The 17,006-nt window shown below is 43.7% G+C and carries 11 protein-coding genes; 5 read left to right on the plus strand and 6 right to left on the minus strand.

Annotation, left to right across the window (positions count from 1 at the left end; translation table 11 throughout):
• Positions 1-16: 16 nt before the first annotated feature.
• A complete protein-coding gene (locus AC58CZ_RS10540; protein ID WP_494224699.1) occupies positions 17-796 on the minus strand; it encodes an SDR family oxidoreductase in 780 nt (259 codons plus the stop codon).
• A 186-nt stretch (positions 797-982) separates the two neighbouring features.
• On the opposite strand from AC58CZ_RS10540, the gene AC58CZ_RS10545 reads away from it, so the two are divergent.
• From AC58CZ_RS10545 to AC58CZ_RS10555, 3 genes are all read left to right on the plus strand, one after another.
• Complete coding sequence (locus tag AC58CZ_RS10545) at positions 983-2,383, plus strand: DUF2868 domain-containing protein (RefSeq protein ID WP_494224700.1); 1,401 nt, start codon at positions 983-985, stop codon at positions 2,381-2,383.
• A 121-nt stretch (positions 2,384-2,504) separates the two neighbouring features.
• Positions 2,505-3,479, plus strand: a complete 975-nt coding sequence (locus AC58CZ_RS10550) for a sterol desaturase family protein (RefSeq protein WP_371547019.1) — start codon at positions 2,505-2,507, stop codon at positions 3,477-3,479.
• A gap of 125 nt (positions 3,480-3,604) precedes the next feature.
• Entirely contained in the window at positions 3,605-5,299 is a 1,695-nt protein-coding gene (locus tag AC58CZ_RS10555; RefSeq protein ID WP_494224701.1) for a DUF3482 domain-containing protein, read from the plus strand.
• On the opposite strand, the gene AC58CZ_RS10560 is transcribed toward AC58CZ_RS10555, so the two are convergent.
• From AC58CZ_RS10560 to AC58CZ_RS10570, 3 genes are all read right to left on the minus strand, one after another.
• The gene (locus AC58CZ_RS10560; protein ID WP_494224702.1) at positions 5,294-6,331 is read right to left on the minus strand and encodes a TRC40/GET3/ArsA family transport-energizing ATPase; all 1,038 of its coding nucleotides are present in this window, start codon (positions 6,329-6,331) and stop codon (positions 5,294-5,296) included. The genes AC58CZ_RS10555 and AC58CZ_RS10560 overlap by 6 nt on opposite strands.
• A 52-nt stretch (positions 6,332-6,383) precedes the next feature.
• Positions 6,384-6,695 carry a cory-CC-star protein gene (locus AC58CZ_RS10565; protein WP_494224703.1) on the minus strand — a complete coding sequence of 104 codons (312 nt, stop codon included), beginning with the start codon at positions 6,693-6,695 and terminating at the stop codon, positions 6,384-6,386.
• A gap of 115 nt (positions 6,696-6,810) precedes the next feature.
• Complete coding sequence (locus AC58CZ_RS10570; protein ID WP_494224704.1) at positions 6,811-8,493, minus strand: carbon starvation CstA family protein; 1,683 nt, start codon at positions 8,491-8,493, stop codon at positions 6,811-6,813.
• A gap of 307 nt (positions 8,494-8,800) precedes the next feature.
• On the opposite strand from AC58CZ_RS10570, the gene AC58CZ_RS10575 reads away from it, so the two are divergent.
• Positions 8,801-9,469, plus strand: coding sequence for a hypothetical protein (locus AC58CZ_RS10575; protein ID WP_494224705.1), 669 nt, complete (start codon positions 8,801-8,803; stop codon positions 9,467-9,469).
• Positions 9,470-9,561: 92 nt separating this feature from the next.
• A complete protein-coding gene (locus tag AC58CZ_RS10580) occupies positions 9,562-10,125 on the plus strand; it encodes a hypoxanthine-guanine phosphoribosyltransferase (RefSeq protein WP_430284397.1) in 564 nt (187 codons plus the stop codon).
• A gap of 81 nt (positions 10,126-10,206) precedes the next feature.
• Here the strand turns inward: AC58CZ_RS10580 and recD are convergent, their stop codons facing one another.
• Together recD and AC58CZ_RS10590 are read right to left on the minus strand one after the other, a co-directional pair.
• Complete coding sequence (gene recD / locus AC58CZ_RS10585) at positions 10,207-12,411, minus strand: exodeoxyribonuclease V subunit alpha (protein ID WP_494224760.1); 2,205 nt, start codon at positions 12,409-12,411, stop codon at positions 10,207-10,209.
• A 72-nt stretch (positions 12,412-12,483) separates the two neighbouring features.
• A complete protein-coding gene (locus tag AC58CZ_RS10590; RefSeq protein ID WP_494224706.1) occupies positions 12,484-16,998 on the minus strand; it encodes a UvrD-helicase domain-containing protein in 4,515 nt (1,504 codons plus the stop codon).
• Positions 16,999-17,006: the final 8 nt, after the last annotated feature.

Below are 17,006 nucleotides of genomic sequence, written 5' to 3' on the forward strand. Positions count from 1 at the left end.
CCTATCATTTGTATCATTACCAAAATATCGACTCTCCTGCCCAATCGACAAAACTGCCTGATTGGGCAGCCGTCATCCCTGATAGCACTTCCAATAAACACTCGGCGCTATACGCTGGCGAGAATAGATGTCCTTCAGCGACATTGCCTTGAAACGGCGCAGATAGCTGGGTATTCACGGTTCCCGGTTGCATAACGACTACGCACACCTCTTTGAGTGATCGGCCCCATTCGATACTCAAGTTTTTCATTCCCATATTGAGCGCCGCCTTGCTCATTCTATAACTATACCAGCCGCCAAGCTGATTGTCCGTGATACTACCGACACGAGCTGATATGGTCGCAAAAATAGCTGGGTGCTCAGCGCTACGCTCAGCTTTGGCGAGCAACGGTTTGATATGCTTGGCTATCAGCAAGCTTGCTAGTGCATTGATTTGCATGTTCTGTAAAAAGAACTCTGTTTCAATCTGCCTCAAGGCCTTTTCTGGCTGCGCAGTCTTGGTATGTAATAATCCCACGCAGTTGATTACCCAATCGACATGACCCATTGTCTGCTTGATGGTGTCGGCCGCTTTTTGGATACTGTCTTCATCACTGATATTCATGGGTAACCAGTGTAGATTTTCTGCTTCAAAGTTCGGCTCATTGCGATGATAAGTGGCGAATACTTGTGTACTATGTCTTTTAGCAGATGCGCCGTCATTTTGATCGGCAGCTGACTCTTGTACCAGCTGCTTGACCATGGCCTGACCAATACCGCCCGTTCCGCCGATGATAAGATAGATTTTATTATTCATCTAGAAGCGTCCTTTTTTACAAACCTTGATAGATTCATTTTGGCTGATTTTATAAGTGTTTGCTATGATAAAAATAATAGACATTATTCTCATTCTATATACGCTACAATAATTTTTAGCGATTAAACCCGCATTTTTTGCTTTCCATTATTTATACTGACGTTTTTATACGGATATCAGCGCCTTATGCTATCACCCCAAGACCAACTGACCGAGCTGGTACGTGCCTTAGAGACTGATCAGCACGTCTTTGCCACTGACCCGTTACTGATCACGGAAAAGCTACAGAGTGAGGATGGCACACCTATCCAAAAGCTGCATCGACGGGCCTCACGCATTGATAGCAATGGGGCGCTTGCGCGGGTACTGGGCAAAATAGATGGCCGCATAAAAGGCATCATGATCGTCATGAGTGTGGTGTGGTGCATCTCGGGATTTTTGGGTCTGTTCACGCTATTGCAGTCTAATGTGGTGAACTTCTTTTATGTATTGGTTTGCTTGCTTGGTTTTCATACTATTATGCTTGGTGGCTGGCTTGTCATGACACTTATCAATCGAGACCAGCAAGCGCCCAGTTGGTTTGCCAGCTTTGTCAGTCCCAGTTACCTCATACGCGGTAAAGACGATGTGACCAAGGCGGCCGTCGATCTGTATGAGCGCCAATTACAGCATAGCGGTATGCGCTGGTATTTGGGCCGGTTTAGCCATCAGTTATGGCTTGCGACGTTGACTGGCATGCTGCTTGCGATTATATTCTTGTTGGTTGTGCGTCAGTATAGCTTTAGCTGGGAGTCGACCCTACTCTCTGATCAGGCGCTGGTGAGCTTAACGCAAATACTCGGCTGGCTACCAGGCATGGTTGGTTTTGATGTGCCAGATAGTACAGCGATTGCACAAAGCAGGCTGGTCACAGAAGCGATGCCATTGTCTGTGGCGCGGCAGTGGGCAGGATTGCTAGTCGGTAGCTTGCTGATGTACGGTATTGTCCCGCGTGCGATAGCGTGGGTATTTTGTGCCTTGATGTTCCGCCGCAAAAAGATGCGCTTAGACATCAAACAACCGTATTACCAAAAGATCATAAATTTTTGGCAGCGTCAGGTGGTTGATGCAGATGACTTTACGGAAGCACCCGCACCTGTCGCGCCCAAAGCGGCGGTGAGTGCAGGCAAGAAACTGGTCGCCTTGCTTGAATATCCTTCAAATCAGGATAAATGGTGGCAGTCAGGGCTTGATGGCAGTCATCATGGTTTTCAACAATCAAGTGAGGTTGAGGATTTTGGTATCGTTGATGATCGTGAGGATATGGCACGGCTAAAAAACTACTTAGACGAGCACCCTGTACAAGTCCTATTAGGTATTCATAGCAAAGCGCTGCCTGACCGCGGTACGCTACGCAAACTTGATCAAATCGCCGCTCATGCAAAAGATGGTCTTATTGTACAGCTGCTTAGTGATACCACCCCTTCTGCTGGCTTGACTGACGCTCGTACGGATGATGAACCGGTAGATAAACAAGCCGTTCGCTATCAGCAGTGGCAAACAGCGCTCTCTGCGCGAAAAATTGGCTTGGTAGATATTGATTCTTAAAGTTTTTGAATGCGATACTTAATAATAATTATTTTTATAAAAGGGACAAAATAAACCAGTAATATAGAAAATAGTTATCTCTTGGGTAACAAGGATGTTTTATAGTGGCTAGGAGCCAAATATGTCAACAGACAACACCCTCTTAACATCAGGTGAGTATGGTCAGATATTGGATAATTACAAAGAGGCGTTAAACCAAAGTATCTTAACCGCTGCACCAGAGTCATGGCAGCCAATGCTGGCAAGTATCTTACCTGCTCACTGGCAAGAATGGCTGTTACCGCTGGCTGGTGGCCCATTTTTCTTATTGTTTTTGGCAGAGTGGTTTTATCAGTCTAAGCGTGGGAAAAATGAAAGCTTTAGCTGGCGCCGTGCGATGACCAATTTTAGCTTGGGCGGCTCTTATCTCGGATTTGAATTGATTGTCCAAGCACTTATTGTGCTGCCTATTTGCCTGTGGCTATATCAATACCGACTATTCACTATTGAGGTGACATTGCTGACAGCCATACCCATATTTGTCGCGGTTGAGTTCAGCTATTACTGGTTTCACCGTGCCTCACACCGCATGAATTGGTTTTGGTCAGCGCATGTCGTGCACCATTCAGATGATAAGATGAACCTATCCACCGCCATGCGCCAAAGCCTGCTGTACTCAGTGACAGGTTGGTGGTTATTTTTCGTCCCGCTGATGATATTGGGTGTGCATCCTGTCTGGGTATTTTTCTTTTATGCGTTAGATTTGATTTATCAGTTCTTTATCCATACCGAGACGGTGGGAAAATTTCCAAAATGGGTTGAGTATATCTTTGACACCCCATCCAACCACCGCGCCCATCATGGTACCAATAGTGAATATATTGACCAAAATTATGGCGGCGTTCTTATTATTTTTGATCGCTGGTTTGGCACTTACGTAGAAGAAGACACCGTCAATAATCCCGTCAAATATGGGGCTGTTGGTGAGACCAGTCACGATAATATTATTGGTCTGATATTTGGGGTGTTTTACCGAATGTGGCAGCGGTTTTTTCGTGCCAAGGGCATTAAGAAAAAAATCAAGGTACTACTGCGACCACCTACAGCAATCTCATAGCGTATCATGGATACATAAAATACAGTTTACGATATGGACACTACGCATCCAAAACCAACATGCCACCAGATTTGTTTTACAATAAATGGCTAAAGTTTGATCATCAATAACAATAAGACGCGACTATGAATAATGACAATAAAAACCAAAATCACGAGCATCACACGCCTACAGGTCTTTTTGCAGACAAGGCGTTGCCCAGCGACTCAAATAATAACGCCAAGACCTCGCATTCGACAGTGTCAAAAACGGCCGCCCAGTCTAGGGTAACTCATGATAATCAATCCATATCAACTGAATCAGTACCGCCAGCCACCGCAAATGTGACAAAAAAAACCATCGCCAGTGGTGAAGCGCTAAAATTGGCGGTCGTGGGACACACCAATACCGGTAAGACCTCCATATTGCGCACGTTACTGCGTGATGTCTATTTTGGTGAAGTTAAAAACGAAGCGGCGACCACGCGTCACGTCGAGCAAGCAAGTCTGACAGACAGTCAAACGGGTGAGGTGCTGGTAGCACTATACGACACACCAGGCCTAGAGGACGCATCAGGACTCATGGACTGGTTGGAGGACAACACCGCCAGTCGCCGTGATGGTATTGAGCGCTTGCAGCAGTTTTTGGCATCAGATATCGCTCAAGGTGCAGATAGCGGTGTTCTAGACATCTATGATTATAGCCAAGAAGCAAAAGTGATTCGTCAGCTGCTGGCAAGTGATATGGCCATCTATGTGGTAGATGCTCGTGAGCCAGTATTGGGCAAGTATAAAGATGAGCTAGCGATTTTATCGTGGGCCGCCATTCCGGTGATGCCTGTCTTTAACTTTACCGACAGTCAGAATGCCAATATTGATGCTTGGCAAACCATGCTGGCAAGACGCAATCTACATATTTCCACACGTTTTGATTCCGTTGCTTTTGAATTTGACGATGAGATGCATCTTTGGCAAAACCTCGCCACTATGCTCACTCATTCTGAGATGCTTGAGCAATTGATGCAGCGCCGGACTGAAGATTGGGCGCAGTTGTATGATGAGGCCAACATTATTATTGCTGACTTTTTATTGAATGTCGCTTCTTTTGTACGCGAGATCAATGAAGATGACGACCCGATGCCTGTCTTAGCGCAAATGCAAGAAGCGGTGAGGCAAAGTGAGCGTGCAATGCAGCACAATTTACTTAACCTCTATAAGTTTTATGACAATGCCGTTGCAGCAACCCCGCTTGAATTGCAAGCCTATCAGCAAGACCCATTCGACCCTGAGTTACTCAAGAGCTATGGTATCCGTACCACTTCTGGCGCAGCAGCGGGCGCGCTGTTAGGCTTGGGTATTGATGCAGCAGCGCTAGGTACGACATTGGGCTTGGGTGCAGCGATAGGTGGTATCGCAGGCGGGTTACTATCTAACACCAGTAGTATTGCCGATAGGATCACTGGGGTAAAACGCTTATATATCGATCCTGCGACGTTGACATTGCTAGCAACGCGAGCGATCGACTTACTCACTGCCCTACGCCATCGCGGCCATGCTGCGACTGATGCCACCCAGCTATTATATAAAGGCGAGAAAAGCAGCCTTGAGACATCATCAAATGATGGTAGTTACCACAATGATAGCAACAGCAATACTGATGAAGACAGCAACCCGATTACCGTATGGCCTGCGAATAAATTACCTAGTGAGCTAAAAAAGGCTCGCGGCAAACCGCAATGGTCATCGCTTAGCAGTGGTAAGTCTGAACAGGCGCAGCTGCTGCGCGCAGATATGGCATGGTCGCTGTCGGGCAAATTACAGACCTACAAGCGTGAGTCATGAGTTGCTATCACTTAACAACGCACTCAATGCCTCTGTGCCACGTACGTCTGTTTGCTGCAGATAAATTGGATACAGCGGATATTTAGAAAAATTGTTTTCAATATCCTGCAGCAAATCCTGCTGACGCTCAGCACGGCGGCGCCAAAACTCATCCGACTGCGTTGTTGATATCAACTGATTGATGACTATTGCTGCAGGCGTGAGCTTGCTGTCCTCTAGCTGTTCGATAGCCCGTTTAGTCTCAGCCAACGGCAACACGTCAGCCGTCATAACCAACACAATTGCCGTTTGTGTACGATCATGCAGCAGCAGTCCTGCTTGACGAAATAACTGCTTGCGCTTTTCTAGCACGGATACCGCTTGCTCCCAGCGATCAGGCTTTTTTGTGGCAAACGGATTGGCCACATGGTTCTTTTGAGCGCTATCCGTTTGACTACTTTTTTGATTGTGACTGTCCAAATGCGTCGCTACTGAGCGTAGCTTGGCTTGCCGTCGTTGCTGAGCAAGCAGTCCATCTGTCCATGCACCCATCATTTCTGGTAGTACTAGCAACCGTAGCGTATGCCCTGTCGGTGCAGTATCAAAGATAATATGCTCATAGCCTGCATCTGCCGCTTCGACTAAATGTTGGCACATGGATTCGAGCATCGCTGCTTCTTGGGCGCCGGGTGCTGATTTTGATAGCCTCAGATGCTCACGAATTTTGGGCATCATATCTGGATTGGCATAGGATTTAATCGTACGCTCAACTTGAGAAAAATGCTCGTCAACGATTACATCAGGATTTAACTCAATGGCATCTAAATAAGGTGATATTGCTGTTTTTGCGTTATTAAGCTGTGTATCCAACACGTCGCCCAAGCTGTGTGCTGGATCGGTTGAGACAATCAGCGTCTTTTGCTGCTGGCTTGCGTAATAACTGGCAAGTGCGGCGGCAGTAGTGGTTTTTCCCACACCGCCCTTACCGCCGATAAATATAATCGGTTGTGCTTTTAGTTGTTCTACTAATGTATGTAGAGGATGTAATGCCATATTTTTATCTCATTTCTTATATTATTTTTATTTTTCAATCATAAATAAACGATTAGCAGCAGCCAACATGGTCAAATGGGCATCTATCCATACCCATGCGCATGTGCCATTCGTGAAAGTTTTCTAAAAATAACGGCTGTAACTCTAAGGTATAAAAGCTGGCAGGATTATCAATGCCTAAGCTTTCAGCAAACATCAGCAGCATAAAGAAATCTTCTTCATCACGGGCAGCACGTGCCATCGTTTGGCGATAAGGTGCATGATAAAACTCATTGAGTCCTGCCACAAATCGTTGCCACCATGGTTGAGTACTCTCTGGTGGTTGGGCGTTTTCTATATCATTTGATGTGTTTTTATTTTCCATAATTCGCTTATACCCTACTTATTTCTTATTGCCTATCATGCCTATGTGATACAAAAAACGCCAGCAATTGCTGCTAGCGTTTTTGAGTTGATAAATATTTAATATGGTTTAGCGTTTAAATGTCACCGCTTTTGCCTTTGTGTATCGACCATTCTTTGCGTAATACAGACAGACTCTCAAACGTTACTAAGATGGTTGCTATCAAGATAATGATATCCATAATGATCAGCAGCCAATTGCCATCAGTGAAGAAAGTTTTGAGCTGAATAAGTAGTGCAAATACCGTCATGACTAGCAAGAACGACAATGGCGCTAAAGTGTACCAAACTGGTTTGCCTTTACGTAACAAGATAACCGTTACGATCATTAGTGTTAACGCCGCCATTAGCTGATTAGTCGTACCAAATAGTGGCCAGATAATCATACCACCAGCACCATCAATACCGCCCGCGCCGAATGCTAATAGCAAGCAGCTGCCGACAGCAAGCAATGTTGCGACCACACTTTTATTGAGGACTGGCAGGTTATAAAACTCACCGAACTCTTGGAAAATATAGCGTTGCAGGCGTACACCAGTATCCATAGTGGTACCTGCAAACAAGGCAGCCATGACCGTAAGCATCGTCTGTGATAGTACCATGTCGATGCCAACACCCGCATTTAATATGGTCGCACCACCATCAATGAAGGCACCGATAGAACCGTCGCCAAATTTTTGATAGACCGCTTGCCAATCACCAAGGGTAGCAAAACCTGCGGTTGCTGCTAGAATTGCGCCGAGTGCCAGCATACCTTCACCTAGCGCACCAAAATAACCAACGAAACGCGTGTCTTCTTCTTTATCAATCTGCTTAGACGTCGTCCCTGTCGCAACCAATCCGTGGAATCCTGATATCGCCCCACAAGCAATCGTCACAAACAACAGCGGCATTAGTGATGGCGTGCCAACTGGCAGTGCTGTGTTTATTGCTGGCGCGACAATATTTGGCGTGCCGATAAAGATAGCTGCGTACAATAAAATCAAACCAACGAACAGCTGCAAACCATTAATATAATCACGAGGTTGAAGCAGCATCCATACGGGCAACAACGAAGCAATCGCCGCATAGGCAAATAAAATAAGAATCCATACAGCGTTATCAGGTAAGCCCATCACGGTCTCAGGTAACACAATCGGGAACATAGGGCCAAGATAGATCAGCCCATATAAAGCGCTTACCCCGAGAATAGATACCCAAACCAAATTCATCTTGTAGCGATAAATACATTGACCGATGATAAAGGCAACCACCAAGGCGCCCCAAACAGGCAGTACAGCAGATGGCGTTTTGATCATCATATTAGCGATAGCAACACCAAACACCGCATTGACCATCAATAGTAACAAGAAAATCACAACCATCATCAAACTGCGGACACGTGTGCCCATGACTGTACCCGCAATAGAGCCAATTGACTGTCCCCTATTGCGCATACTTGCCCAAATGGCCGACATATCATGTACACCAGCCATAAAAATCGTACCGAGCACCACCCAAATGATGGCAGGTACCCAGCCCCAAATGACCGCAATTGCGGGACCAATAATCGGTGCAGCGCCTGCCACCGAGGTAAAATGGTGCCCCCATAGTACGTATTTATTGGTAGGAACATAATCCACCCCATCTTTCATCGTATGCGCTGGCGTGGGGCGACTGTTATCCAATGCTAAAACTTTAGTAGCAATGAATTTTGAGTAAAACACGTAGCCACAAAGCATAGCAGCAACGCCGAATATCAGTACAATAGCACTATTCATCTTATCTCTCCCTAGACAAGTAGTAGGTAGTCTTATAAGTTCAAGCTTTTTAAATCAAAATATAAAAAATATGCTAAATTAGTGTGCAGCGAGTCATTCATATAAACCGACCCGTCACCGAATAAATCGTAAAAATTATGTGTGATAAATATTAGCCAATAAATTTTCACATTGTACAATTAAGGTGCGTCACTAAGTAGCATATGGCGTGGTGAGTCTTTGTTTCAAATTCCGGTTAAATGGTAACCGATTTCACGACGAATGTAACGCAAGTAAGACATGAAAAACAACAAATAAAGGAAGCACAATGGCACATTATTTTGGATTCGTACCTTCAGATAAATTAAAAGTATTAATCAGCGAGGCCGAACAAGTCGTTGCTTCAAATGAGCAAGTAGAATATTACCCTTACCGAGACGCGCTCACTCATCAGACAGCTCGTGATCTAACGGACAATTTGTTAATCGGTTTGGTCGAAATTATTCCAAACCCTGAGCGCCAAGCGGCGATGCGCAAGATTGTTGCCACCATTGAACGTGCCACAGATACCCTACTCAATATCTTGTTGGGTAAAGAAAATAACGAAGATGTGCTGCCAAGCTTTCACTTTCTAAAAGATCAGGCAACTTTTATTGATAATGAAGGCGTAAAACGTATTGGTTTTAAACTATCAGAAGCAGATGCAAAAATCATCGATGAAGGATTTGCTGCTATCACACCAGAACACGTAGATAGAGCCAAATTTAAAACAGCGCTCGAAACCATGAATGACGCGACATTAACCCACTTCGTCAGCCGCTACGCTGAAACGTTAAAATTAGGTATGATCAAACGCAAATCAGTGCCAGTTGCCAAATCTGCGATTGATAAAGGAATGAATATGGCGCTTAACAAGCTACTACCTGATCTACCAAATGCCTCGCTCAATCGTTTGGCGAATTATTACCGTCCATTTATCATTGAAAAACCAGAGTAATTGCTAAATTTTGATCAAATGGTTATATAACATTGGGAAAACTCACCAAAACTTGTTAAAATACTTGGCATTTTTCACCAAAGGTGCGCCCGATGACCCAAATCAGCAATCAAGAAATCGAAAAAACATTACGTAACTCAGAGTGCCTGATCAGCAGCATTGAAGTTGCTGCCGCTTATGAGCGCTTGGCCGCTCAGCTTAACCTACACTACGCTGGTTTGAACCCAATTGTGATGGTTGTTATGAACGGTGGATTAATTCCAGCTGGTCAATTATTGACGCATCTGACATTCTATCATCGTATGCATTATATCCATGCGACACGCTATCGTGACAACGAAGGTACAAGCGATCTTGATTGGAAATTCAAGCCTGATGTGAGTATCGAAGGCGAGCATGTCTTGTTGATTGATGATATTTTTGATGAAGGCATCACTCTAAAGGCTGTTGTCGAGGAACTAAATAAAGAAAAACCATTATCTCTCGAGTCTTGTGTGCTGCTAAACAAGCAGCATGACCGCAAAGTTGCCGATTTTGATGTTGATTTCGTCGGTATTAATGTCGCAGATCGTTATGTCTATGGCTGTGGTATGGACTTCCATGGTTACTTGCGTCACCTGCCAGGTATCTATGCTATCAAAGAAGACAAAATTTAAATCTTATATTTTAGTATTTAATAACGTCTTAGCTCAAAAAAGCATCCAATTTGGATGCTTTTTTTATGCTCAGAATGATAATCATAAGTACTCAAACTGTAGGGACAAACCGGTATGTCTTTCGGTCGGTGTTTGGACAGCTTTCTCAAAAGCGTGTTTTGTACTGTATATCGTCACTTGTTTTTTGGCACGAGTCACCGCTGTATAAATAAGCTCCTTGCTTAATAATCTTGCATGATTATCATCAAACGTAATTGCGACATGATTAAATTCAGATCCCTGCGACTTATGAATCGTCATAGCGTACGCAGTAGCAACTACCTCCTCGTTGAGTAGATTGACCGCAATCCCTTGCGTCTTATTTTCAAAAAACACTTCCAATCGACTTTTGTCATCTGATGTCTGTAAGCAAAAACCAATATCACCATTAAATAACCCCAATTCATAGTTATTCTGCAAAATCATAATAGGGCGACCGTGGAACCATGCGTTTTGACCCAGTGGGAGCTTTAGTTCAGTGAGATGCCATTGGGTAAGATAATTATTAATGTAATGATCGCCCCACTCACCATTGTGACCAGCAGTTAATACTCTGAACTCACTAAATATTTCCATCAATGATGCAATAGTGCTTTTTATTGATTCTGGCATAGATTTTTCTATTGGATTTCTTAGTAAATTTTTAACTTTTTCTATATACGGTCGATAATTTTGGGAGATCTTTGAGATATTTTTTTCATTGCTTAGGCTATTTTTTATCTGATTGCTTGGTACAGAGTCTACTTGCAACGTATTAACGTATTGGAAACTCAAGGCATCGTCTTGCCTTAATAATTGCCAAATAGTTTGAAGATTTGTCTCTGCTCTATTGATTTGGATAGCCAGCTTGCCAATACCTGAGTCCGCGCCAAATCGGCGACTCTCAGTCAGCTCTGCATGAATGGATTGTAGCAATGGTATGCGGCATAAATCCGCCAATACCGCCCCTGCATCGACTGCTGCCAACTGGTTAGCATCACCTAACAGTATGAGCCTTGCTCCTGGTTTCACTGCACTCACCAAGTAATTAGCCAACTCAACCCCTAGCATCGACGCTTCATCAACAATGATAATATCTTCGCCAAGTGGATTATCGGCATTGTAACGAGGTCTGCCCGTCCGCCCAATACCTAGCAAACGGTGAATGGTTTTGGCTTCTTGCAGTTGCAAATCAATGCCCGCTGTATCCAAAGCAGCCTGTAAAGACTCTTGCATACGCTGTGCAGCCTTACCAGTAGGCGCTGCTAGTGCGAGACTCGCACTATCCGTACTAAATCTAATATTTTCAGAACCCTCCCCTCCACTCTCTGTCGCTTGTTGCAGTGCAATAACTAACTGAGCAACGGTGTATGTTTTACCTGTCCCTGGACCACCGGTAATGATACTAAACGCGTTGTTATTAGCGACATTAATTGCTTTTATTTGATTTTCGTGAAGACTTTCAGGTATTGTTATTGGTAAAGGCTTTACTTTTTGATTCAAGATATTGTTAATATTTTTTGCCAAATTAAATTCGGCCTGCCATGCGCGATGTAGCCAAAAAGTGATAGATTCTTTTGAATTTTGGCTGTTAGTTATGTCGTAAATGATAGGTTGGTTATTATTGCTTAGGCTATTTTCTTCATTGTTACTATTAGTGTTAGCCTTAACCTCAGCAAACAAAGCATGCTTATTAACTAGATTCATGAAAAAATTAAAATCGGTATTTTTTAGTAGCTGAAATACCTTGGCAATTGTATCAAAACGCTTGGTTAGCATGTCCTTTTCATGATTACTCAGCGCCAACTGTATCCATAGCTGATCCCGCTTATCAAATAATGTGCTTAGCAATGCAAATATCGACGTTTCGGCGGTAGGTTGATCCTCTGGTTGAGTGTTTGATTTGGTATCTATGAGCGCAAAGATTGGCATTGCTAGCATCTCTAATAACTGTTGCTGCCAAGTGTATAATGTGACTGACTCATTATTGATTTCACCTTGCAATACCTCTTCATTCTCAGAAGACTCAATGGTCAGTACGGTATGACCCTCTTCCAAATGCGTCGCTAACATCATGAACAATGCGTTAAATAAATAATCGTCTTCTTTCTTATCGGCTTGTTTGCTCTCATTATTCGCTTTTGCATCCGTTGCGTCGTACGCTATACGCGTTTGCTCACGGCGTAGCAAAATGTAATCACTGATATTACTGGCCCAGCTTTCTTGCAAGCCCATTACCGCACTACTCTTATTATTATTGCTCATGATATATTTGTCTCTATTTTGACCTGTTTGATCTTTTTAGAATCTTTGGTTAATAATATTCGCTATGTAAGCTTACTAATCAGGTACACCAAATAGCGCATCTAAACCTTTGATAAAATCGATTGGTATATCCCACGTCACAAGTCCATAACGGCCGTTGTATGGTAATTCGCTCGTTTTAATAGCCTCTTGTGATACGGTATCGACTGCTTGAGCGTCGGGGCTGTATACCCCTCTTAGAAAGACATATTCTACCGCCCCTAAATACTTAGCCTCATTGCCTACATAATCAGCAATTCTCATCGAAAGGAATCGATGCAATGCTACTTGGTAAATTGCTGCCTGTAGCCAATACCCTGCTTTGGACATGGCTTTTTTAAGTGTAGTTTCATTATAATCACTTAGGCTATTCCCTAAAAAATTACTCTTATAATCGACCACATAATACTTGCCAGCATGCTCATAAACCAAATCAATCTCACCACGCAAGTAACGATACAAGTGCGTTCTATTTTGCGGTACAAGATTGACATGCTTGTCTGTCTCATCAGGTAGATACTGTTGAAATAACTGACTGATATCTTCTGCTTTAAAGCGCTCTGACAACCCCATATTGAACTCTAATTCAGCAAAGCGTTGCTCTTCGTTGAGAGAATAAAGTGACTGATTGGACGCTAGCAGCGGGGTACCCAGCACCTCTTCAATCCAAGCAACCAACGCCTCATGCTTTGTCGTATCTATTGCATCAGCGTTAAATGAGACAGAACTCTCTTCTCGGTTGCCTTGTGCTCTACGGCTTTGGTGTTCAGCACTGCTATACACCAGCGGTAATTGATAACTACTTACCGCTCTATCGATCACCCCAGACCACTGGGATTTATTAGTGAAATCGATTTTTTCAAATATCTCATGTAAAAACGTACCTGCATTAGCACCTTTTACAAAGGTAAAGCGAATATCCTCTTCTGACTTGAGACTTATCTCATCAATTTTTTCGAAAGACGTATTACTATCAAGGCTACTATTAGGATAAGGTTCTAACGACATTGCAGCGTCTGCCATATCAATGTCTATCGCATCATCAATACGCTCATCAACAACAGCCATTGCTTGCGTTGATTCGTCTAGCTGACGAGCCAAAGCCGTGAAGCTGGTCTTAGCCCAACCATAAAAATAACTCGTTTTCATAACCTCAGCAAAAGGAACGTACTCAATCACTTGTGTCGTGGGCTCTATGGTAAGTTTGGTATCTGTTGACGTTACTGTCTTAGCATAATTGCTATTGTAGAACTCATTAATATTATGCCCTCTAAGCATACCTATCGTGCCTTTTAGCCTATCAGGTAATTCAAACTTTGCGTCTACAGAGTCAAACCAATAAAATACTGGTTTTAACTCAAATCCTGTTTTGTTGCTTGGATCTCGCAACACCACATAAAGTTGTTCGCTAGCCCGCGTAAATGCCACATAACCAAGTCGGCGCAGCTCATCAAAGCCTTCTTTTGTTTCGATATCAGTATAATAGTCCTCTACCGTAGCAGAGCCTTGCAATGGTGAGAAGCGGCGCTGATTACCTATCGATTGCCCTTGAGTAGATTGCTGTACTAACGCTGAAGGCGCTTGCTGAGCATTATATAGATACAGACCATAGTCTTCTTTGTTGCCTGATTTCCTGCTAGCATCTCCCATACCCAGTACATAGACTATCGGAAACTCAAGCCCTTTTGACTTATGAATGGTCATGAGCTGCACGCCAGACTCTGTGGGTAGCGGATACTGCTTGGCCCAATCACTATTGGGTGCAGCCTCTATGTGTTGTCTAAACCAAGCCAACAGCTCATGCTCACCCATACTTAGGCCATACTGCGCCAACACATCCATGATATGACGCAAATCCATGATATGTCGATCACCTTCTGGATGAGCGGCCAGTGCTTGCCAAACGCCTTGTGACTGTATGGGGCTTTTATCCAATAAATAGTGTAACGCCGATAAAACACCAAAATGCTGCCAACGCTGTGCGCCTTCTTTTAGATACGTAATAAAATCTTGATAGCTCTTTTTATGTTCTCTATTTTGGACATCGCTACTATTTGGATTGATACTATTAAGTCTATCGTCACTCTCAGCCACACCTGATTCATGATCCGTCATCATGGCTTTGATATCGTTGATACTCAGCCCATATAAATGACTAGTTAAGACCCGATTAATCATGTCATGACGATACGGATAGAGCATGGCGCTCAGTAGCGCTGCGATATCCTCTGCCATAATCGTCTCGAAGATACTGACATCACTGGTAGTCAAGGTTGGTACACCCAGTTTTACCAGCTCATCTTCAACCTGCTTTAAATCTTTTTTGGTTCGTGCCAGCACACCGATGTCACTGGGCTGAATCGGACTATCTTTTAATGTCTGACCACTACTGAGTAAAGTGGCAATATGACGAGCGGTGATTTCATACTCATCATAATCAAGCTCACCATCTTTACCATTAGGCAAGTGCAATACACTCACTGGCTGAGCAGAAAGCACGTCTGTCACCAAACTACTATCTTTTGCGTCTAAATCCCTAAACCAAGATAGTTTACTCTTGGCTTCCTCACCTTCTTTTTCTTTCCTAGCTTTCGTATGCTGGTAATAAATATCACTGCCCAACTGTGCCAGCTTGTTTTCAGCAGTCGTTGCTGTCGGCATACCAAACCAGCAGTTTAGTGCATGAATCACCCCTGCATTTGAGCGACGGTTGGTGTTGAGCGTCCAAATGGTACTTTTGTCAAACTGCCCTTTCATATAATTATAGTTGGTCACGTCACCGCCACGGAACCCATAGATCGCCTGCTTTGGGTCACCAACCAGTAGCAAAAACTCATGGCTGGATTTTTTGGTGGTGGATTGCTTGTCATTATCCGACTGTTTGCGTTTACGCTTTGGCAAATAAATGCTCTCGATCATAATGGCCTGCTCGCCATTGATATCTTGCGACTCATCAATTAATGCAATGGGGTAATGGTGACGTATATAACGTGCTAGCTTATCGCCTTGCCGACCTGTTAATGCCTGGTTCAAGCGCACCATTTGCAGACTAAAGGTGGTCTCCCCTCGCTCCTCTAAAATAACTGGCAGTCTATTGCGTACCGCAAGCACGATATGACGGTTGAGGTTAGCTAGGACAGTGATTATGTATTCATCCAACTTTTTGCTTTGTTGGATGTATCGTTTAAAATCACGAACGACTTGCAGTTCGTTAAATATTAAATTAACTCTTTCACCATCCTTTGGCTTATAGAATTGCTTTCCTATATCATCAGTCTTCTGAAAAGCTTCAATCAACTTTCCCGTATAATTTTTCGCGTCTGATATAAACCTATAAGCAGCTGGACCAAAATCTTCTAATGCTTGAATAATTTTAGGCCATGAGTCTCTATTGTTTTGCAGCTGTCCTTTTGGAACTTCATAATACTCGCCGTCAGGTTTGAAGAAAATATCAAGCTCATCGCGGCGTTCAATAATAGTATTTATAAGCCGCTCGTAACCCTCGAGTGAAAAGTCACTCATCACAATCTCATCAATAGGTGCAGTAATAAAATTCAGCGAGCGAGAAACGAATTTTTTATGATCCCCTACTGCAGTCAGCTTACCTTGCTTATCCATAAGCGCATACAGTTTGGGCTGCTCATGATACAAACGACTTTGAAACTGACGCAGCTCATCGTGAATGATACTATCGGTGATCTGCTCGATACTGCTGTCTTCAATGATTGCCATACCTTGCTGATGACCGGTTTCACTACTGTACTCGGTCAGCCACTTTTGCGCCAAACTATCAAGTGTCCCGACAAATAGCTTATCCAATGTCGTTAATACTAATGCGGTGCGCCGAATTGCCTCTGTTATAGGATAGCTATACACATGATCGAGCAAATAACCGACCAAGTGTAGGTTCACAGGATCTTGCATGATGGTATCTAAGCGTACGTATTTGGCTTGCTCTATCAACCACTCTTCACGATCTTTTTTGACTTGCGCGCGCTTTTCTCGAGCCACCTGCTGAGCATGTTTATGGTCATGGTCAATATCTTGATTAAGCTCATCAGCCTGTATTTTAGCATTTGACTCGTTACTTGAGTCGTTGCTTGTTGGCTTATCCTTGTTATTCTTGTTATCGTCACTGTCAGGCAGTACCTGCAGTAGGTTGGGATATAAGTTATTTTTGTTCTTGGTATCTGCACTCAGGTTATTGACCCATTGTAATAACTGATAAAACTCTACCAAACGATCATGGATACGCTGACGCATTTCGGCGGCGGCGGCTCGAGTAAAGGTGGTGGCAATAATTTGTTCGGGCGCACGCCGTGCCTCAATCAGGAGACGCAGCACAATGCCAGTCAGAGTCCAAGTCTTGCCCGTACCCGCTGAGGCTTCGATAAGGTGTCGGCCAGTTAAAGCAACAGCAACCGCTGGTGCTATTTCTTCTTTTTCCTCAACTATAGCCCCTGAGTCACCCAAAACATCTGAATGATCGTCAGATAAACTTGGTTGCACGGAAGGTTCAATAATGTCGGTTGTGTCAGTAAAATCTGTCATATAAGCGC

This window comes from Psychrobacter sp. CR212, assembly GCF_059693765.1.